This is a genomic window from Bartonella sp. OC68QHHN, from assembly GCF_042193875.1.
Classification (GTDB): Bacteria; Pseudomonadota; Alphaproteobacteria; order Rhizobiales; family Rhizobiaceae; genus Bartonella; species Bartonella grahamii_A.
Map to the genome: position 1 here is coordinate 1 of NZ_JBHIME010000019.1, position 20,279 is coordinate 20,279.

General features: G+C 38.2%; 14 protein-coding genes, 1 tRNA gene and 1 pseudogene. 14 read left to right on the forward strand and 2 right to left on the reverse strand.

Annotation, left to right across the window (positions count from 1 at the left end; translation table 11 throughout):
- From ACFIJ0_RS01805 to ACFIJ0_RS01865, 13 genes and pseudogenes are all read left to right on the forward strand, one after another.
- Window positions 1-67 (forward strand): annotated as a pseudogene (locus ACFIJ0_RS01805) (elongation factor Tu); the annotation flags it as partial.
- Between the two features lie 47 nt (window positions 68-114).
- A tRNA-Trp gene (locus ACFIJ0_RS01810) sits at window positions 115-190 on the forward strand.
- Window positions 191-394: 204 nt separating this feature from the next.
- The gene (gene secE / locus ACFIJ0_RS01815; RefSeq protein WP_375622764.1) at window positions 395-607 is read left to right on the forward strand and encodes a preprotein translocase subunit SecE; all 213 of its coding nucleotides are present in this window, start codon (window positions 395-397) and stop codon (window positions 605-607) included.
- Window positions 608-627: 20 nt separating this feature from the next.
- A complete protein-coding gene (nusG, locus tag ACFIJ0_RS01820; RefSeq protein ID WP_375622762.1) occupies window positions 628-1,158 on the forward strand; it encodes a transcription termination/antitermination protein NusG in 531 nt (176 codons plus the stop codon).
- Window positions 1,159-1,307: 149 nt separating this feature from the next.
- Window positions 1,308-1,736: a 50S ribosomal protein L11 gene (rplK, locus tag ACFIJ0_RS01825; protein ID WP_375616770.1), complete on the forward strand. Its 429-nt coding sequence runs from the start codon at window positions 1,308-1,310 to the stop codon at window positions 1,734-1,736.
- Window positions 1,737-1,740: 4 nt separating this feature from the next.
- Window positions 1,741-2,445, forward strand: a complete 705-nt coding sequence (gene rplA, locus ACFIJ0_RS01830; RefSeq protein WP_375622759.1) for a 50S ribosomal protein L1 — start codon at window positions 1,741-1,743, stop codon at window positions 2,443-2,445.
- Window positions 2,446-2,802: 357 nt separating this feature from the next.
- Complete coding sequence (gene rplJ, locus ACFIJ0_RS01835) at window positions 2,803-3,321, forward strand: 50S ribosomal protein L10 (RefSeq protein ID WP_375622757.1); 519 nt, start codon at window positions 2,803-2,805, stop codon at window positions 3,319-3,321.
- Between the two features lie 101 nt (window positions 3,322-3,422).
- Entirely contained in the window at window positions 3,423-3,794 is a 372-nt protein-coding gene (rplL, locus tag ACFIJ0_RS01840; protein WP_012755028.1) for a 50S ribosomal protein L7/L12, read from the forward strand.
- A gap of 291 nt (window positions 3,795-4,085) precedes the next feature.
- Complete coding sequence (gene rpoB, locus ACFIJ0_RS01845; protein ID WP_375622756.1) at window positions 4,086-8,234, forward strand: DNA-directed RNA polymerase subunit beta; 4,149 nt, start codon at window positions 4,086-4,088, stop codon at window positions 8,232-8,234.
- A gap of 172 nt (window positions 8,235-8,406) precedes the next feature.
- Window positions 8,407-12,618, forward strand: coding sequence for a DNA-directed RNA polymerase subunit beta' (gene rpoC, locus ACFIJ0_RS01850; RefSeq protein WP_375622754.1), 4,212 nt, complete (start codon window positions 8,407-8,409; stop codon window positions 12,616-12,618).
- A 544-nt stretch (window positions 12,619-13,162) separates the two neighbouring features.
- A complete protein-coding gene (locus ACFIJ0_RS01855; RefSeq protein ID WP_012755031.1) occupies window positions 13,163-13,549 on the forward strand; it encodes a MerR family DNA-binding transcriptional regulator in 387 nt (128 codons plus the stop codon).
- Window positions 13,550-13,757: 208 nt separating this feature from the next.
- Window positions 13,758-14,447 carry a nitroreductase gene (locus ACFIJ0_RS01860; protein ID WP_375622752.1) on the forward strand — a complete coding sequence of 230 codons (690 nt, stop codon included), beginning with the start codon at window positions 13,758-13,760 and terminating at the stop codon, window positions 14,445-14,447.
- Between the two features lie 344 nt (window positions 14,448-14,791).
- Window positions 14,792-16,183 carry an L-serine ammonia-lyase gene (locus ACFIJ0_RS01865; protein WP_375622750.1) on the forward strand — a complete coding sequence of 464 codons (1,392 nt, stop codon included), beginning with the start codon at window positions 14,792-14,794 and terminating at the stop codon, window positions 16,181-16,183.
- Between the two features lie 1,825 nt (window positions 16,184-18,008).
- Here the strand turns inward: ACFIJ0_RS01865 and ACFIJ0_RS01870 are convergent.
- Together ACFIJ0_RS01870 and ACFIJ0_RS01875 are read right to left on the reverse strand one after the other, a co-directional pair.
- Entirely contained in the window at window positions 18,009-18,287 is a 279-nt protein-coding gene (locus tag ACFIJ0_RS01870; RefSeq protein ID WP_375622749.1) for a hypothetical protein, read from the reverse strand.
- 32 nt (window positions 18,288-18,319) lie between these two features.
- Window positions 18,320-19,669, reverse strand: a complete 1,350-nt coding sequence (locus tag ACFIJ0_RS01875; RefSeq protein ID WP_375622747.1) for a D-alanyl-D-alanine carboxypeptidase — start codon at window positions 19,667-19,669, stop codon at window positions 18,320-18,322.
- Window positions 19,670-19,904: 235 nt separating this feature from the next.
- On the opposite strand from ACFIJ0_RS01875, the gene clpS reads away from it, so the two are divergent.
- Window positions 19,905-20,276, forward strand: a complete 372-nt coding sequence (gene clpS, locus ACFIJ0_RS01880) for an ATP-dependent Clp protease adapter ClpS (RefSeq protein WP_375622745.1) — start codon at window positions 19,905-19,907, stop codon at window positions 20,274-20,276.
- Window positions 20,277-20,279 lie beyond the last annotated feature (3 nt).

The following is a 20,279-nucleotide window of genomic DNA, read 5'->3' on the forward strand; positions in this document are numbered from 1 at the left end:
TCGTTTTGCTATTCGTGAAGGTGGTCGTACTGTTGGTGCCGGTATCGTCTCTAAGATCATTGAATAAATAATGCTTGTTGAAGGGATGTTAAAAGTGTTTTAGTTTTGAGAGTTAGGGGTATAGCTCAGTTGGTAGAGCGGCGGTCTCCAAAACCGCAGGTCGCGGGTTCAAGTCCTGCTGCCCCTGCCAAAGGGGAATAGAATTTTACGTATAGGGGAGTGGGTTTTGCTGCCTTTTTCGCTTTTTTTGATATGGGGCTTGTTTTTTTATGTGTGAAACGGTATTGAATAGGAAGTAAGGAAATTGCATAAGTCTAAAAGTTGGCTTTTGCATTTTATCCTGTTCATTTTGTTGTATAAAACACAATAGGGCTAGAGAGAGTATAGTGTGACGATGGCATCTAAAACCAATCCGATTATCTTTTTGAAGCAGGTTTATGCAGAAACAATTAAAGTGAAATGGCCTACACGTCGTGAGACGGTTATTTCTACTGTTATGGTTTTATTGGTAACTGCATTGGCTTCAGCTTTCTTTTTTATTGTAGATCAGGTTATGCATTTTGGTGTTTGGCGGGTTATTGATCTTCTGAAATATCTTTTTAGTTGAGAATGTAAGGAAGTGTGACTGTGGCAGCTCGTTGGTATATTGTTCAGGCGTATTCAAATTTTGAAAAGAAAGTAGCGGAAGCTATTGATAAGGAGGTAAAGCAAAAAGGACTTGATCATCTTTTTGAAAAGATTTTTGTTCCAACAGAGCGTGTTGTAGAGGTTCGTCGTGGACGCAAAGTTGATACTGAGCGAAAATTTTTTCCTGGTTACGTTCTTGTTCGTGCTGAGTTAACGGATGAAGTTTATCATCTTATTAAGAATACGCCTAAAGTGACAGGTTTTTTAGGATCAGATGCGCGTCCTGTTCCCATTTCTGATCGAGAGGTTGAGCAAATTCTCAAACAAGTTCAGGAAAGGGTTGAGTCTCCAAAGTCCTCTGTATTGTTTGAGATTGGAGAGCAAGTTCGCGTTGCTGATGGTCCTTTTGTCTCATTTAATGGAATTGTTCAAGAGGTTGAAGAAGAGCGTTCTCGTCTTAAGGTTGAAGTGCTTATTTTTGGGCGTCCTACGCCTGTTGATTTGGAATTTGGTCAGGTTGAAAAACTCTGATTGAGCTTAGAGTATTTTTAATTACTTTAAGGAAGGAGTGGGAGGTGATTTATGGCTTTTGTCGGCTTAATGATCCGAACCACGTGACTGCAGCGGGTGGCGGGCAAGATAAATTGTCAGTATACCAGTGAAATTAAAGGCAGATTGTTATGGCAAAAAAAAGTATAGGTCAGCTTAAGTTGCAGGTTCCTGCAGGAGCTGCTACTCCATCTCCACCGATTGGTCCAGCTCTTGGGCAACGTGGTATTAATATCATGGAATTTTGTAAGGCGTTTAATGCAGCTACACAAGAAATGGAAAAGGGAGCACCGATTCCAGTTGTTATTACGTATTACCAAGATAAGTCTTTCACATTTTCTCTCAAAACGCCTCCTGTATCATTCTTTTTAAAGAAGGAAGCAAAACTGAAGTCTGGTTCAAAAGAGCCTGGTAAAGTGTCTGTAGGAAGCATTTCTCGTGATAAAATTCGTTCGATTGCGGAATCAAAGATGAAAGATCTTAATGCGAATGATATTGAGGCAGCAATGCGTATGGTTGAAGGTTCTGCTCGCTCGATGGGCTTGGAAGTGGTGGGCTAATATTATGGCAAAAGTAGCAAAAAGAATAAAAAATATCCGAAAAGATATTGATTTTAATGAACTTTACGCTTTAAAAGATGCGGTTTCAATGGTTAAGGAGCGTGCAGTTGCTAAGTTTGATGAAACAATCGAAATTTCAATGAATTTGGGTGTTGATCCTCGTCATGCTGATCAAATGGTTCGAGGAGTTGCTCATTTGCCTAATGGAACAGGAAGAAATATTCGTGTTGCCGTTTTTGCTCGTGGAGATAAGGCTGAGGAAGCTAAGGCGGCAGGAGCTGATATTGTGGGAGCCGAAGATTTATTTGAAAGCATTAATGGAGGGACTATAGACTTTGATCGTTGTATTGCAACACCAGACATGATGCCTCTTGTTGGTCGTCTTGGTAAGATTCTTGGTCCACGGAGTTTGATGCCGAATCCGAAAGTTGGTACTGTAACACTTGATGTCGCCAGTGCTGTCAAAGCTTCTAAAGGTGGTGCTGTTGAGTTTCGTGTGGAAAAAGCTGGTATTGTGCATGCTGGTATTGGTAAAGCTTCTTTTGGTGTTGAAAAAATCGTAGAAAATATAAAAGCCTTTGCAAGTGCAGTTATTAAAGCTAAACCGCAAGGTGCAAAAGGTGAGTATATTAAGCGCGTTGCTGTTTCTTCGACTATGGGAATTGGTGTTAAAGTTGATCCAACAACGGTTCGTTCAGAGCTAGTATAAGCTGATTTATAATTTTGTTTTGGGGTATGTGAATATCAAAATTGTATTTAAAATGCTGGTTTTGATTAGCATTTAGTTATCTAAGCTTTAGAGGGCTTAGGTTATACCGGAGAAATTCCGGAATATCCTGTCCGAGATTGTAGGTGATGCTTTTAAGTATCTTAATCAAAAAAAACCTGCATGAGACTGGGGTAAAAACTGAGAGTTAAAAGACTTAAAGGGTTTGAGCCAAGGTTGCCTTTGAACGCTGTGCGTGAAAAAGGGGACAGGATCTTCATCGGTGACATAAAGTATTTTATGTTATCAAAGGTAACCAACAGGTTTGTTTTAAGCAAATCTGTTAAATGGAGAGAGACAGTGAATAGAGCGGAAAAACGCGAATTTGTTACATGGCTTAACGAGGCTTTTCGGAAGTCTGGTTCTGTTATTGTTGCACATTATTCCGGTCTGACAGTTTCACAGATGAATGATCTGCGTTCGAAAATGGGTGAAGCTGGCGGTGCCGTTAAAGTCGCCAAAAACCGTCTTGCTAAAATCGCTCTTCAGGGCACGGAATCTGAATCGATAGTGGGTTTGTTTACTGGACAAACACTTATTGCTTATTCAGAAGATCCAATCACAGCACCAAAAGTTGCTGTTGATTTTGCGAAAAGCAATGACAAATTTGTCATCCTTGGCGGTTCAATGGGTGCAACAAGTTTAACTGTAGATGCTGTGAAGTCATTGGCTTCATTGCCTTCATTAAACGAGTTGCGTGCAAAACTTGTGGGTATGATTTCTACCCCTGCGACCCGTATTGCACAGGTTGTTAATGCCCCTGCTGGTCAGGTTGCACGTGTCATTGGAGCATATGCTCAGGAGGATAAGGCGGCTTAAGGCTGTTTGTATTCACGTTTATGGAAGAGCTTTAATGCTTTTCTGTTTTTTTAAATAAGATTGAATAATGGTTCAAATCTTTTAATTGAAGGAATTTTAAAATGGCTGATCTAGAGAAGATCGTAGAAGACCTTTCTAATCTAACCCTTTTGGAGGCCGCTGAGCTTTCTAAGTTACTTGAAGAAAAGTGGGGAGTTTCGGCTGCTGCTCCTGTAGCTGTTGCTGCTGTTGCTGGTGCTGCTGCTCCAGCTGCTGAAGAAAAAACAGAATTTGATGTTATTCTTGTTGAAGGTGGTGCACAAAAAATTAATGTTATTAAGGAAGTTCGTGCTCTTACTGGACTTGGTCTTAAAGAAGCTAAAGATCTGGTTGAAGGAGCACCTAAGCCTATTAAAGAGGGTGCTTCTAAAGAAGAAGCAGAAAAAATTAAATCTCAACTTGAAGCTGCTGGTGCTAAAGTGGAACTTAAGTAAATTTAATTTTATCGGCGGGCTTTTATGTTCGCCGATTTTCTTTCTCTTAATACAAAGAGGAAAAATAATGAGTAAAAAACCTTTTCCCAATGGTTTTGTAACAGTAATAGGATAGGTTTAGATTACTCGTCCCTTCATCATAGAGTCAAAGAGATAAATGGCTTATGTTGGTGGGGAAAGTTAATGGTGCTCATTATTTGAGTGTCAAGTGAACTGGTCTGCATATGCAGGTTAATGATATAAGGCTTTCAAGGTTGGTCTACCTTGAAGAGTAAAGATCAAGGAGCGACGATGGCTCAGACTCACGCAATGATGTCTCAATTCAATGGTCGTAAGCGCGTACGCAAATTTTTTGGTAAGATTCCTGAAGTAGCAGAAATGCCGAATCTTATTGAAGTTCAAAAAGCGTCATATGATCAGTTTCTCATGGTTGAGGAACCGAAAGGTGGACGACCAGATGAAGGTTTGCAAGCTGTTTTTAAATCGGTTTTTCCTATTTCAGATTTTTCCGGTACAGCTATGCTTGAGTTTGTAGGTTATGAATTTGATTTACCAAAATTTGATGTTGAAGAGTGCCGTCAACGTGATTTAACTTATGCTGCCCCATTAAAGGTCATATTGCGTTTGATTGTTTTTGATGTTGATGAGGATACTGGCTCCAAAGATATCAAAGACATTAAAGAGCAAGGCGTTTATATGGGCGATATGCCTTTAATGACGACGAATGGTACCTTTATTATTAATGGTACGGAACGTGTTATTGTTTCTCAGATGCATCGTTCTCCTGGTGTCTTTTTTGACCATGATAAAGGAAAGTCCCATTCATCAGGAAAGCTTCTTTTTGCTGCTCGTGTTATTCCGTATCGTGGTTCTTGGCTTGATATTGAGTTTGATGCTAAGGACATCATTTATGCACGTATTGATCGACGGCGCAAGATTCCTGTTACTAGTCTTTTAATGGCATTAGGTATGGATGCGTCGGATATTTTATCGACGTTTTATGATAAAGTGACTTATGAGCGTGATGGAGAAGGATGGCGAGTTCCTTATTCTGTTGATCGCTTTAAAGGAATGAAGCTCATTTCTGACCTTATAGATGCAGATAGTGGTGAAGTCGTTGCGGAGGCTGGTAAAAAATTAACAGTTCGTACTGCAAAATCTTTGGCAGAAAAAGGGCTTAAAGCGGTTAAAGTTAGTGAAGATGATTTGTTAGGTTGTTATCTAGCTGAAGATATCGTCAATTATGAAACAGGTGAAATCTACCTTGAAGCTGGTGATGAAATTGACGAAAAAGTATTAAAAGTTTTTCTTGATGTTAGTGCTGATCAGATCAATATCCTTGATATTGATCACATGAATATTGGCGCTTATATCCGCAATACTTTAAAGGTGGATAAAAATGAAAGTCGGCAGGATGCGTTATTTGATATTTACCGAGTGATGCGTCCAGGTGAGCCCCCAACAATCGATACAGCAGAAGCAATGTTCCATTCATTGTTTTTTGATCCAGAGCGTTATGATCTTTCGGCTGTTGGGCGTGTTAAGATGAATTTGCGTATGGATCTTGATTGTCCAGATACAGTTCGCATTTTACGCCAAGAGGATATTCTGGCTGTTGTTAAGATGTTAGTTGAATTGCGTGATGGTCGTGGTGAAATTGATGATATTGATAATCTTGGAAACCGTCGCGTTCGTTCCGTTGGGGAGTTGATGGAAAATCAATATCGCATTGGTCTTCTTCGTATGGAGCGTGCGATAAAAGAGCGTATGTCATCGGTTGAAATTGATACAGTTATGCCACAGGATTTGATCAATGCAAAGCCTGCAGCAGCAGCAGTTCGTGAGTTTTTTGGGTCTTCACAATTGTCGCAGTTTATGGATCAAACCAATCCATTGTCAGAAATTACCCATAAGCGCCGTCTTTCTGCTCTTGGTCCAGGTGGTTTGACTCGTGAACGTGCGGGTTTTGAGGTCCGTGACGTACATCCTACGCATTATGGTCGTATTTGTCCGATTGAAACACCAGAAGGTCCCAACATTGGTCTCATTAACTCCTTAGCAACATTTGCGCGAGTTAACAAATACGGCTTTATTGAAAGCCCATATCGAAAAATTATTGATGGAAAAGTTACAAAAGAAGTTATTTATCTTTCAGCGATGGAAGAAGCGAAGCATTATGTTGCTCAGGCTAATTCTTCATTAGATAGTGAAGGTCATTTTATAGAAGAGTTTGTTGTTTGCCGTCATGCTGGTGAAGTTTTAATGGCGCCGCGTGATCATGTTGATTTGATGGATGTTTCACCAAAACAGTTGGTTTCAGTTGCAGCAGCGCTTATTCCTTTTTTGGAAAATGATGATGCAAATCGTGCGCTTATGGGATCGAATATGCAGCGTCAGGCCGTTCCTCTTGTACGCGCTGAGGCGCCATTTGTTGGGACGGGAATGGAATCCATTGTTGCACGCGATTCAGGAGCTGCTGTGAGTGCAAAACGTAGTGGTGTTGTTGATCAAGTCGATGCTACCCGTATTGTTATCCGTGCAACAGAAGATTTAGATCCTTCAAAATCAGGCGTTGATATTTACCGCTTACAGAAATTTCAGCGTTCTAATCAGTCCACTTGTATTAATCAGCGTCCTCTTGTACATGTCGGTGATAGGGTAGAGAAAGGTGATATCATTGCAGATGGTCCATCCACGGATCTTGGTGATTTAGCTCTTGGGCGGAATGTTCTCGTAGCCTTTATGCCTTGGAATGGATACAATTATGAAGATTCTATTTTGTTATCCGAGCGCATTGTTGCTGATGATGTGTTTACTTCAATTCATATTGAAGAATTTGAAGTTGCAGCACGCGATACAAAACTTGGGCCTGAGGAAATTACGCGCGATATTCCTAATGTTGCAGAAGAAGCGTTAAGAAATCTTGATGAAGCTGGCATTATTTATATTGGTGCTGAAGTTCAACCAGGTGATATTTTAGTTGGAAAGATTACCCCAAAAGGTGAGAGTCCCATGACGCCGGAAGAAAAGCTTCTGCGTGCAATTTTTGGGGAAAAGGCATCCGATGTGCGTGATACTTCTATGCGTATGCCTCCTGGAACTTTTGGTACTGTTGTTGAAGTTCGCGTTTTTAATCGCCATGGCGTGGAAAAAGATGAACGTGCGATGGCAATTGAGCGAGAAGAAATTGAGCGTTTAGCAAAAGACCGTGATGATGAACAGTCTATTCTTGATCGCAATGTTTATGCGCGCCTTACCGATATGTTGACAGGTAAAATTGCTGTAGAAGGTCCGAAAGGATTTTCGGGCAGCAAAAAGCTTGATAGTACAGTAATGGGGCATTATCCACGATCCCAGTGGTGGCAATTTGCTGTTGAGGATGAAAAGCTTCAAAATGAAATTGAAGCCTTGCGCAAGCAATACGATGAATCAAAAGAAGCATTACAACGTCGCTTTATGGATAAAGTTGAAAAGGTCCAAAGAGGTGATGAAATGCCTCCTGGTGTCATGAAAATGGTGAAGGTTTTTGTGGCTGTGAAGCGCAAAATCCAACCAGGTGATAAGATGGCGGGACGTCACGGGAATAAGGGGGTTGTTTCACGTATTCTTCCCGTAGAAGATATGCCATTTCTTGAAGATGGGACCCATGCTGATATCGTCTTGAACCCGCTTGGTGTGCCTAGTCGTATGAATGTTGGACAAATTCTTGAGACGCATCTTGGTTGGGCATGTGCGGGGATGGGCAAGAAGATTGGTGATTTGTTAGAGTTGTATCAAGAGACTGGGGATATATTACCGTTGCGTCAGCGTATTGAAAATCTTATGCCTGATGATAATCATAATGAACCAGTTCGTCAGTATGATAATGAAAGCCTTTACAAATTGGCATTACAGATGAAGAAAGGGGTTTCAATTGCAACGCCTGTTTTTGATGGAGCACATGAGTCTGATATTAACATGATGCTGGAAGACGCAGGCTTAGATAGTTCAGGGCAGGTTACACTTTATGATGGTCGTACTGGGGAGCCTTTTGATCGTCCAGTAACGGTGGGATATATTTACATGTTGAAATTGCATCACCTTGTTGATGATAAGATTCATGCACGTTCTATAGGTCCCTATTCACTTGTTACGCAGCAGCCATTAGGAGGTAAGGCACAGTTTGGTGGTCAGCGTTTTGGTGAAATGGAGGTTTGGGCACTTGAAGCTTATGGTGCTGCATACACTTTGCAGGAGATGCTAACAGTAAAATCAGATGATGTGGCTGGTCGAACGAAAGTCTATGAGGCGATTGTGCGTGGTGATGATACATTTGAGGCGGGTATACCCGAAAGCTTTAATGTGTTGGTAAAAGAAATGCGCTCCCTTGCTCTTAATGTGGAGCTTGATGATGCGCGTGAGCTTATTGCACAGCGAGCATTATCTGATATCGCAGAATAATAATTCAAGGAGCGCACTAGAAAAAGGCTGCGCTCTGATTACTTTAAGAGGCTCAATAACCTTATTAAGGTTATACAGGTCATTTTTAAAAGTAAATGTGTTTTAAAGAAGATCTGTTATAAAATAAATGAGATATTACAACAGGTTCTAAGAATCTTTGAAGGAGAACAGCATGAACCACGAGGTCATGAATCTTTTCAATCCTCAAGCGCCAGCGCAGACATTTGACTCTATTCGTATTTCTATTGCGAGTCCTGAGAAAATTTTGTCCTGGTCGTATGGTGAGATTAAGAAGCCTGAGACTATTAATTATAGGACTTTTAAACCAGAGCGTGATGGTCTTTTTTGTGCACGTATATTTGGCCCTATTAAAGACTATGAATGTCTATGTGGCAAATATAAACGCATGAAGTATAAGGGCATTATTTGTGAAAAATGTGGTGTAGAGGTTACTCTTTCGCGTGTGCGTCGTGAGCGTATGGGGCATATTGAGCTTGCGGCTCCTGTTGCGCATATATGGTTTCTTAAATCATTACCAGGTCGTATTTCTACACTTTTAGATTTAACTTTAAAAGATATTGAGCGGGTTCTTTATTTTGAGAATTATATTGTAACCGAACCGGGATTGACATCTCTTAAGCTCCATCAGCTTCTTTCTGAAGAAGAATATATGCTTGCTATTGATGAGTTTGGAGAAGATCAGTTTACAGCTATGATTGGCGCTGAAGCTATTTACGAGCTTTTAGCTGGTATGGAGTTAAATAAAATCGCCAATGATTTGCGTCTCGAATTAGCTGAAACAACTTCAGAGTTAAAGCAGAAAAAATTGATTAAACGACTTAAAATCGTTGAAAATTTTCTTGAATCTGGAAATAAGCCAGAGTGGATGATTATGAAAACAATTCCGGTTATTCCACCGGATTTGCGTCCATTGGTTCCACTTGATGGTGGGCGTTTTGCAACATCAGATCTGAATGATCTTTATCGGCGTGTTATTAATCGTAATAACCGCTTGAAACGGCTGATTGAATTGCGTGCTCCTGGAATTATCGTGCGCAATGAAAAGCGTATGGTACAAGAAGCTGTTGATGCATTGTTTGATAATGGACGGCGTGGGCGTGTGATTACTGGAGCCAATAAACGTCCTCTCAAATCTCTATCAGATATGTTGAAGGGCAAGCAAGGACGTTTTCGTCAGAACTTACTTGGGAAGCGTGTTGATTACTCAGGGCGTTCTGTTATCGTGACGGGTCCTGAATTAAAATTGCATCAATGTGGTCTTCCCAAAAAAATGGCTCTTGAATTATTTAAGCCTTTTATTTATGCGCGGCTTGATGCAAAAGGCTATTCATCAACGGTAAAGCAGGCGAAGAAGCTTGTTGAAAAAGAACATCCAGAAGTTTGGGATATCTTGGATGAGGTTATTCGTGAACACCCTGTTTTACTCAACCGTGCGCCGACATTGCATCGTTTGGGGATTCAGGCTTTTGAACCTATCTTAATTGAAGGCAAAGCTATTCAACTTCATCCACTGGTGTGTACTGCTTTTAATGCGGATTTTGATGGAGATCAGATGGCGGTTCACGTTCCACTTTCTCTTGAAGCACAGCTTGAAGCCCGTGTTTTGATGATGTCGACCAATAATATTCTTCATCCGGCCAATGGTGCCCCCATTATTGTTCCCTCACAGGATATGGTTCTTGGTCTTTATTATCTTTCAATTGTTTCTGAAAAAGAACCAGGTGAAGGAATGGCTTTTTCTGATATAGGTGAGCTTCATTATGCCTTGGAAAATAAGGTCGTAACGCTTCATACGAAGATTAAAGGCCGTGTTAAGAATATCGGTAAGGATGGAAAAGAAGTTTCTAAACTTTATGATACGACACCTGGTCGTTTGATTATCGGTGAGCTTTTGCCAAGAAATTCGGATATCTCATTTGATATTGTCAATCAAGAAATGACGAAAAAGAACATTTCTAAAATGATTGATCATGTTTATCGGCACTGTGGACAAAAAGAGACGGTTATTTTTTGTGACCGTATTATGCAGCTTGGCTTTTCTTATGCTTGTCGTGCAGGAATTTCATTCGGTAAGGATGATATGGTTATTCCTGATAGTAAGTCGCGTTTAGTTGCAGAGACAGAAGCTTTGGCTAAGGAGTACGAACAGCAATATAATGATGGTTTGATTACACAAGGTGAAAAATACAATAAGGTTGTAGATGCTTGGGGTAAATGTACAGATCGCGTTGCAGATGAAATGATGAAACGTATTCAAGCCGTCGATTTTGATCCTAAAACAGGTCGTCAACGGCCGATGAATTCGATCTATATGATGTCGCATTCTGGTGCACGTGGTTCTGCTAACCAGATGAGACAATTGGCCGGTATGCGTGGATTAATGGCAAAACCATCGGGTGAAATTATTGAAACCCCTATTATTTCAAATTTTAAAGAAGGTCTAACTGTTAATGAATATTTCAATTCTACGCATGGTGCACGTAAAGGACTTGCTGATACTGCGTTAAAGACGGCGAACTCTGGTTATTTAACACGGCGTCTTGTTGATGTTGCACAGGATGCTATTATTTCAGCAGTTGATTGTGGTACCGCAAAAGGGCTTACTATGCAGCCAATTGTTGATGCAGGACAAATTGTTGCCTCCCTTGGACAAAGAATTCTTGGTCGTACAGCGCTTGTTGATATTCTACATCCTGTCTCTGGAGAGGTTATCCTTGAAGGTGGAGCAATGATTGAGGAAGCTGATGTCGCGAAGATTGAAGAAGCTGGGATTCAATCTGTTCAAATTCGTTCTGCTTTAACATGTGAAACACGTCTTGGTGTTTGTGCAAAATGCTATGGTCGTGATTTAGCACGTGGAACACCTGTTAATCAGGGAGAAGCCGTTGGTGTTATTGCTGCTCAATCCATTGGTGAGCCGGGAACACAGCTTACTATGCGTACTTTCCACTTAGGAGGAACTGCGCAGGTTGTTGATTCATCGTATTTAGAGGCATCTTATGAAGGTAAGGTGGAGATTCGTAATCGTAATGTGGTTCGTAACTCTGAAGGCCATTTGGTTGTTATGGGGCGTAATATGGCTATCCTTATCAAGGATGAGTTAGGAAAAGAGCGCGTTGTACATCGTGTTAGCTATGGTGCTCATATTTTTGTTGATGATGGTGATGTGGTTAAACGTGGCCAACGTATAGCAGAATGGGATCCTTACACACGTCCAATTTTAACAGAAGTTGAAGGCTATGTGGGTTTTGAAGATATGATTGATGGTTTATCTGTCACTGAAACAGCTGATGAATCTACGGGTATTACGAAGCGTTTGGTGATTGATTGGCGCGCTAATCCACGTGGTGCGGATCTTAAACCAGCCATTATTATCCACGCAGATAAAGAGGGTGGATCCATTGCTAAATTGTATAAGGGAGGTGAAGCCCGTTATATGATGTCAGTGGAAACTATTCTTTCTGTTGAGCTTGGTGCTCATGTTAAGGCTGGTGATGTTATTGCTCGTTTGCCAATGGAAAGTGCCAAGACGAAAGATATTACGGGTGGTTTACCACGTGTGGCTGAGCTTTTTGAAGCCCGTCGTCCAAAGGATCATGCGATTATTGCTGAAGTAAGTGGCACGATTCGATTCGGCCGTGGTTATAAGAATAAACGTCGTATCATTATTGAACCAAATGATGAAACTCTTGAGGCAGTAGAATATTTGATTCCAAAAGGTAAGTTGTTTCACTTCCAAGAAGGTGATCAAATTGAAAAGGGAGATTATATCCTTGATGGTAATCCAGCACCTCATGATATCTTGGCGATTAAGGGGGTTGAAGCTTTGGCATCTTATCTTGTTAATGAGATTCAGGAGGTTTATCGTTTGCAGGGAGTTCTTATTAATGACAAGCACATTGAAGTGATTGTTCGTCAAATGTTGCAAAAAGTTGAAATTACTGAATCTGGAGATTCTGGTTATATTCCAGGTGATAATGTTGATCGTATTGAACTTGATGAAATCAATGATAATTTGATTGCAGAAGGGAAGAAACCTGCATCTGGTAATCCCATTCTTCTTGGAATTACAAAAGCTTCTCTTCAAACGCCTTCTTTCATTTCGGCGGCATCATTTCAGGAAACAACACGTGTTCTTACTGAAGCAGCAGTTTCTGGTAAAATTGATACTTTGCAAGGACTTAAAGAGAACGTTATTGTCGGTCGTCTTATTCCAGCAGGTACGGGTGGTACGATTTCTCAAATCCGTCGTATTGCTGCAGTTCGTGATGATTTGATTGTAGATGAGCAGCGTAAGTCTAGTAATAACGAAGTGGCTAAGGCTATGTTGACAAATATGACAACCCAAGCAATTGCTGAATAATTTAAATACAACATCACATAATATAAAAACGTCTGAATAGAAAGTTCAGACGTTTTTATATCTCGAAATGCAGAAGTTACATATTTTCTTGAAAAATAGCAAAACTTATAAGGCGATAGTTATTTTAAACATCTTTAGTAGCTTATTGTTTTGTAATGATGCTTATCGTTTTTGTTACTTTATTTTAAAGTTTCTTAATTTCTAAAGCAGTATAGAATTTTTCCAAAATATGTAAAATTCAAAAGCCATATTCAAGGAAAAGAGTTGATTATCTACAAATCAAATAATGATTGATTTTGAATTTTAGAAAAATTGTTGATTGATATCTTCTATAAAGATTTAAAAGGACTTATAATGAAAGACCAATAGTCTTTTCTGTAATCTAAAAAATAATTGATTCTCTCCTATACAATACTTGTATGACAAGAATGTATTTTCTTCTAAATTAGAATGCAGGAAAGTAGTGATTAGGGTGCTCACTAAGTGTTATAAAAAATAGACATGCTTCTTATAACAATGTGATCTATGAAGACAGAATGATAAAATGTACGAATATTATTCAATTGGAAAATTAACACGTGAGTTTTCAATAACAGCTCGGACTTTGCGTTATTATGAAGAAGAGGGACTTCTTATCCCTTTTCGGCGTGGAAATACACGGCTTTATACACAAACGGATCGTCATAAGTTAAAACAAATACTGCGTGCTAAAAGAGTTAAATTTTCGTTGTCTGAAATATCTGATATGTTGACAATGGTTGGAAAACCTCCTGATGATGAGAAAAAGCTTAAGAAATTAATTGCAGGAATTCATAAAAAACGAGCTGATTTAAAGCAGATGCAGCATGATATTGATGATCTTCTACAGGATTTAGAACGAATTGAGGAGAGTTTTTTTGAGAGCTTAGCAGAGTTGGGGGTTAATCATTGATTATAAAATTTATTTTATCTGCTTTTAGACAATTTTCTTTCTATTAAAAGAGATAGGTTATACTATCTCTAAGGGAAATCTTTAACACTGCGTGAAATGTGTAAGTCATTTAAAGAAATAGAGTGTTCGAAAAAATCTGCTAAGGTATTTTCGCAGTATATTGTCCTTGATAAGCAAAAAAATATTTTTCATAAAGAAAGTAAAAACAATGGCAGTTTCTCCTATGAGTGTTTTTCAATCTATTTTGTCACGAAAGTCAATTCGTGCTTTTACTGATCAGCCAGTTAGTTTGGAAACAATCAAAGAAATCTTAAAACTTGCAGCGCGTGCACCATCTGGAACAAATATTCAGCCATGGCAAGTGATTGTGCTTACAGGAAGTGTATTACAGAAAGTAGGGCAAGAGCTTTCACAACTTGTGCTTTCAGGTGTAAAAGGAGAGCGTGAATATAGTTATTATCCACGTCAGTGGCGTGAGCCTTATATTTCAAGGCGTCGAAAAGTTGGTTTGGATCTTTATCAGAGTCTTGGAATTCAAAAAGGTGATGAAGAAAAAATACTTCATCAAAAGGCGCGAAATTTTTTATTTTTTGATGCACCTGTAGGACTCTTATTTACAATGGATCACGACATGGAAATGGGGAGTTGGCTTGATTTGGGTATGTTTATGCAAACCATTATGTTAGCTGCACGTGGATTTGGATTAGATACCTGTCCTCAAGCTGCTTTTGCTGATTATCATAAACAGATTCGTACGCTTTTATCTATTCCTTCTGATCGCCATATTATCTGTGGTATGGCACTTGGTTATCGCGATATAAGTGCTCCAGAAAACAATTTTGAAACAGAACGAGAATCGTTAGAAAACTTTGTACGTTTCATTGAAACATATCCATAAAATATCTTATATAATTAAGCGTATGTTTTGAAGAATTTGGTACATTATGAAAAATATTTCCGAGAAGAATTTCTTATTCTTATTGAATTTTAATATTGCATATTAACACTTATTTTACTACGTTTGGAACATTAAGAACAGTGAATCTAGAGGCATTGTCCGTTTTTTGAGGGTTGGCTAATGGAAAACACTATAGAAAGAAAGTGTTGGGTGGTAGCAAGACGAGCGACATTCGTGTTTATTGCTGTCATTTTTTTAGTTTATCTCGCGATTTGATTTTAAACGGGACAAACGTTATGAAAAAGCATATATGCTCAAGCTGTACTATAGTTTTGAGGTGATACGTGTTTCTATCTGTTTTTGAGCTTTTTAAAATTGGGATTGGTCCTTCTAGCTCACATACGATGGGGCCGATGACAGCTGCTAATATGTTTTTGCAAAAGATAGGAGATTTTTCTCAGTCGTCTGATATTCAAGTTTCTCGTATACGTGTTTATCTTTATGGTTCTTTAGCTTTCACGGGTATTGGTCATGCAACAGATAGGGCTATCATATTAGGACTTTTAGGAGAAAAAGCTTCTACTGTTGATCCTGATAGCATGGGGGGGTTGTTAGAAAAAGTTATCCGTGAAAAAAAAGTGCAACCAGCAGGACATCCCGCTTATCAGTTTGATGTGCAAAGTGATCTTATTTTTGAACGAAAGAAAATCCTCCCTGGACATACAAATGGATTAGCCTTTGAAGGACTTAATACTGATGGGGATGTTCTGTTGCGGCAGATTTATTATTCTATCGGTGGTGGCTTTGTTGTGACTGAGGATGAATTAAGCCATATGAATGATAATATACAACCAGAAGCATTTGAGGTGCCATATCCATTTGATTCTGCTTGTACAATGTTATCAATGGCAGAACAGTCAGGACTTTCAATTGCTGAAATGAAGCGCTTAAATGAAGAAACAAAGATAGAGCGTTTTTCTCTTGATACAGGGCTTGATGAAATTTTTTCAGCGATGACAAATTGCATTGATAGAGGTCTTTCACAAGAAGGTGAGTTGCCTGGTGGATTGCGTGTTCTAAGGCGTGCTAAAAAGCTGCATGAAACGCTTTTGGAAAATCAAAAGAAAAATCGTAATTATCCACTTTGGGCAAATGATTGGCTTTCGGTATATGCCATAGCAGTCAATGAGGAAAATGCAGCAGGTGGTCGTGTTGTTACAGCCCCAACAAATGGGGCAGCTGGTGTTGTCCCAGCAGTTTTGCGTTATTATCTTCAATTTAATGATGATTCAGATCGAGAGGGAATACATAATTTTCTATTAACGGCAGCAGCTATAGGCGGTGTTATCAAACATAATGCCTCTATTTCTGGTGCAGAAGTTGGGTGTCAAGGTGAAGTTGGAACAGCATCTTCAATGGCCGCAGCAGGGTTGACTGCAGCGTTAGGTGGAACACCAGCTCAAATTGAAAATGCGGCAGAAATTGCGCTTGAACATCATTTGGGGATGACATGTGATCCTGTTGCAGGTCTTGTACAAGTTCCTTGTATTGAGCGTAATGCAATGGGAGCTGTTAAGGCGGTAACGGCTTCTTCTCTTGCATTATATGGTAATGGAGATCATTTTGTTTCTCTTGATGCTTGTATAGAAACAATGCGCCAGACTGGTCATGATATGAGTGAACGCTATAAAGAGACAAGTAAAGGTGGTCTTGCAGTCAATGCAATATCTTGTTAGGAGCTGGAACATTTTTCAGTCCATAACTGGACTTTTTGGAGAGGGATCGTATTTCCTGATAAAGCTTATATTTTTTTGTTACTTATAAATCAAAATTCCACTTTAATGCAGCAGCAGCTTGAAATAAATTTGAAGATGGTTCAGTGTTTTCTTAACGAATAATAGCTTTAGCATGCAAGTTTGGAGGGAGAGTATTTTATATCTGTCTGATTTGTCTCTATAATGGGAAAAAACTCTAATTTGGAAAAAATAAAAAAAGCGCAAAGTAAAATTAGTGATCAATCTGCCATTATTTTTTAGCTGGGTTTTATGGCTTTTAAAAGTTTCTATAGTCATATCTTTTAAGTGATGGAAGATTATGCTTGAGTATCCAAGGAAAATTTGTTTAAAATCTGAATAATTATGATGAGGAGAGAGAGTTTTAAAGATTTTAATTTTTTAAAAGTGAAGATTTTTGGGTACCTAGTATGGTAAAAAATACCTTGAAGAGAAACACTAATTTACAATAATTAAGAGATATATTGGAAATATCTTTTTTATTTATAAATTCTGTACCGTCAAAAAATTAAAATGAATAATAACGTATACATTAAAAAATATTTATCAAAATTCTCATGAGAATAGAATGCACACGATAGAACATCATCGTGTTATTCATTAATGAGTTTGTTTTAAAGAAATATCTCTCGACGCTCCCAAACTCATTTCGCGATGGCACCTGTGGATGGTATAACGGTAAATCCATTGAGCTGTCCCCATTCTTTATGCTTAATAAAAAGAATACGCTGGCACGATTACACACTTTGCCAGCTCCCCCTTGTACAGGGACCAAAGTCCCTTGGCATTTGAAACGGTTCATTATAGGCATTTTGAGTCTTTTTGGTATAGTTTCACGCCACACACTAATCTCACTCATAACATGCAAGAGAACTGTTTTGATTGATTCAACATAAATAGATTTCAAATAAGAGAATCTTACGCTATTAGAGATTCTCATATAACATGCAAAATAATGAACTATCTTTATAAATCAGCATCTTGCATATGAATAGTATAATGTAAATTATTCCATGAATAGTATAAAATCTATAAAGTATTAGCATCTTTATTTATAAAGGAAGAAAACCAGCACTATCATCCTTTTTTCAACGTTCAATAATACAAAAGATCTTAGTACTTGAAATGATTCATAAGAGATATTTTGATTCCTTTTTTTAATAGTTTATATGCTAATCTTGCTCGTGATGAGCAAGCGAACGATTTTGACCGATTCAATATAAGAAGGAAAATAAGAGAATTTTACGAAAATCTCTTATTGAATATGCAAAAAATAAATTTTAATTATAAATTAAAGTCTTATGAAAATCCTTATCATGATATTTAATCTGATAATTTCTTTTACGTTTTTTCATCGATAGTATTTGTATTTTCCAATTTGCTTTGTCTGTTGAAAGAAATACAAGTAAGAGGAGTAGATTATTTTACAGCGTTTATGTTGTAGGGGAGATCGTTATTAAGAGGGACTTTCTTTATTGAACTTTTACAATAATCCCTAAAATGATAAGCTTTCATGCAATGAAGCTATTTATTTTTTCCAGAAAGATATTAAGGATAATTTTTTATATTAAATCCAAAAGTGGAAAAATATTGGGTGTTTTTTATGTCTTTAACAATGGTTTTATTGAAAGCTTGGAGGTATTGGATAGTTGGAAAAGCTGTCAGCACAATTCCATAATTTAAGAAAAAAGTACGTTTATCAAAGGGTTTTCTAAGGCTGTAGATAATGGTTAATAATAAAATAATTTTTTAGAGCTGGTCTATAGAATTAAATATTTGTTGCTCCTAGACGGATTTTAATAGGTACACTACCAGTTTGGCTTGCAACGCGTAAATGAATGCGTACAGGAGGCATTATGAGACGACGGTTGCGCATTGTTTGGCAAATGAGAAGGTTAACAAGAGATTGTGTATCTAATGCAGTTGAATTATATTTTAAACCAGTAAGTTTTGCAGCAGCCTCGTGAAGGGAACGCAATGAAAGGAGGGATGATTGCTTCAATAAAATTTCTTTTTTATGAAATGAAGCAAAAGCATTATCTGTCATAATACTATCCTTAACACAGAATTTAAAATTTTTTAGTAGGCTACAGTATAGCAGTTAAAATTTGCTTTCTTTAATGTAGAGCAAGCATCAAATGCAGCTTTTTTTGATTGAAACCCCGTAAAGCGCGCTCGGTAATAACGCTGCCCACTTTTTTCAAACAGTTGCATGTGTGAAGATGCGTGCTTTAAAGTAGAAAAAGCTATGTTTTTTGCTTTTAAAAGTAGAGTTTTTGCTTGTTCTTCACTAGGAAGAGAACCAATTTGGATAGCCCATCCGGCATTTGCGGACAAAGAGGCTGTTACAATTTTATGAGTCTCAACCGGTATAGTTTTTTGAGGGTTTGGTATCGGTATAATTACCTTATTTACAGCCGTTATTGCGATATTGGAGTTTTTAGGTTGTTCTGCAAATGCTGTCAACATAGTCGAAATTTCATCGTCAAAATTACTTGAATCAGCTTTAATGGTCGGTACAGGAGTATTAGCCCCAGTGGGTAAGTGATAGCGTACAGAAGCCATTAAACGTTCACCACTTTTCATTTGGTTTGCTTTGGGCAAATATTGCTTCAATAAGCTAGCCATATGCTCGTCACGTGCAGTAGATGATTTACCTCCCATAACAACAGCGACAACAGAGCGCCCCTCAAGACGCATTGACGTTGCTAAATTAGAACCTGACATTTGTGTGTATCCTGTTTTAATTCCATCGACACCTTTCATTATTTTAACGAGTTTATTGTGGCTGTTAATTTTATGTCCACGGAAATTAAAACTTTTTATTTTGAACAGTTTATATTGTTTTGGAAAATGTTTACGTAAAGCTAATGATAAAGTCGCTATATCTCGTGCTGTAGAATAATTGTGCACATCCGGAAGTCCTGAAGCATTTGCGAAATGTGTATGTTTCATGCCAAGTTTACGAGCTTTTACTGTCATCATTTGAGCGAATTTCTTTTCACTACCTCCAAGATATTCTGCAATGGCAGCAGCAACATCATTTGCGGATCTTGTAATGAGTGCTTTAGCTGCTGATTCTGCAGAAATTGTTTGTCCTGCTTTAAAACCAATTTTTGTCGGTGGACGCGTTGCTGCATAATGTGAAACAGGAATTGGTGTATTTGGTGTCACACGACGCATCTGCATAGCTTCAAAGAGTAAGTACAATGTCATCATTTTTGTTAAAGAAGCAGGATAACGTTTCAGTGTTGCATTGGCTTGAAATAGAGTTTTCCCCGTAGTAGCATCTATAACAATAGCCGCATACTTATCAGGATAGGCTCCTTGAGGTGTGGCTGATGCCGAACAGTAAGAAAAAGCTAACATAACAAAAGAAATTGCTATTTTTTTACAGTAGCACATAATTTTTTGATCATTAATATACACTTGCAGTATCCTATTTCTCCATTTATCCTGAAAAACTTCTATAAAGTGTCCTTTTCTGTAATTTGTTGATGCAGTTTAGACGAATGGTATTACTAATTTGTTTACATAAATTATTTTATGAGTGAGGGATTGAAGTCTAACCATAGAAAGAAATTTTTGTCTAATACATACAGGTATTGCAATAGTTATAAAAGAATTTAAAATTAATAAAAAATACGCTGCATGGAAAACGCTAATGGAACAGACGCTCATAATAAACTCTATAGCTCATATTATGCATAATGAAAAGGGCAAGAATTGGGATGAAGTTAGGCATGGTGCGGTTATAATGCCTAAGGCTAGAACAAAACTCGAAAAACCTAAATTATGTCGAGTTTTTTTGCTTAATGATGATTACACACCTATGGAATTTGTTGTTTTCGTTTTGAAGAACTTTTTTAAAAAAAGTTTTGAAGAGGCAACGCGGATAATGTTAACTGTTCATCACAGTGGGATAGGAGAATGTGGAACTTATACTTATGAAGTCGCTGAAATGAAAATATTACAAGTGAGAGAATGTGCGCGTCAAAATGAACATCCGTTACAATGTGTAATGGAATGGAAGTGAGGA

Coding starts and splice junctions, on each gene's coding strand:
- ACFIJ0_RS01870 (WP_375622749.1), bottom strand. CDS start 18,287: ATGACAGATAATGCTTTTGCTTCATTTCATAAAAAAGAAATTTTATTG.
- ACFIJ0_RS01855 (WP_012755031.1), top strand. CDS start 13,163: ATGTACGAATATTATTCAATTGGAAAATTAACACGTGAGTTTTCAATA.
- rplL (WP_012755028.1), top strand. CDS start 3,423: ATGGCTGATCTAGAGAAGATCGTAGAAGACCTTTCTAATCTAACCCTT.
- ACFIJ0_RS01860 (WP_375622752.1), top strand. CDS start 13,758: ATGGCAGTTTCTCCTATGAGTGTTTTTCAATCTATTTTGTCACGAAAG.
- rpoB (WP_375622756.1), top strand. CDS start 4,086: ATGGCTCAGACTCACGCAATGATGTCTCAATTCAATGGTCGTAAGCGC.
- clpS (WP_375622745.1), top strand. CDS start 19,905: ATGGAACAGACGCTCATAATAAACTCTATAGCTCATATTATGCATAAT.
- secE (WP_375622764.1), top strand. CDS start 395: ATGGCATCTAAAACCAATCCGATTATCTTTTTGAAGCAGGTTTATGCA.
- rplA (WP_375622759.1), top strand. CDS start 1,741: ATGGCAAAAGTAGCAAAAAGAATAAAAAATATCCGAAAAGATATTGAT.
- rplK (WP_375616770.1), top strand. CDS start 1,308: ATGGCAAAAAAAAGTATAGGTCAGCTTAAGTTGCAGGTTCCTGCAGGA.
- rpoC (WP_375622754.1), top strand. CDS start 8,407: ATGAACCACGAGGTCATGAATCTTTTCAATCCTCAAGCGCCAGCGCAG.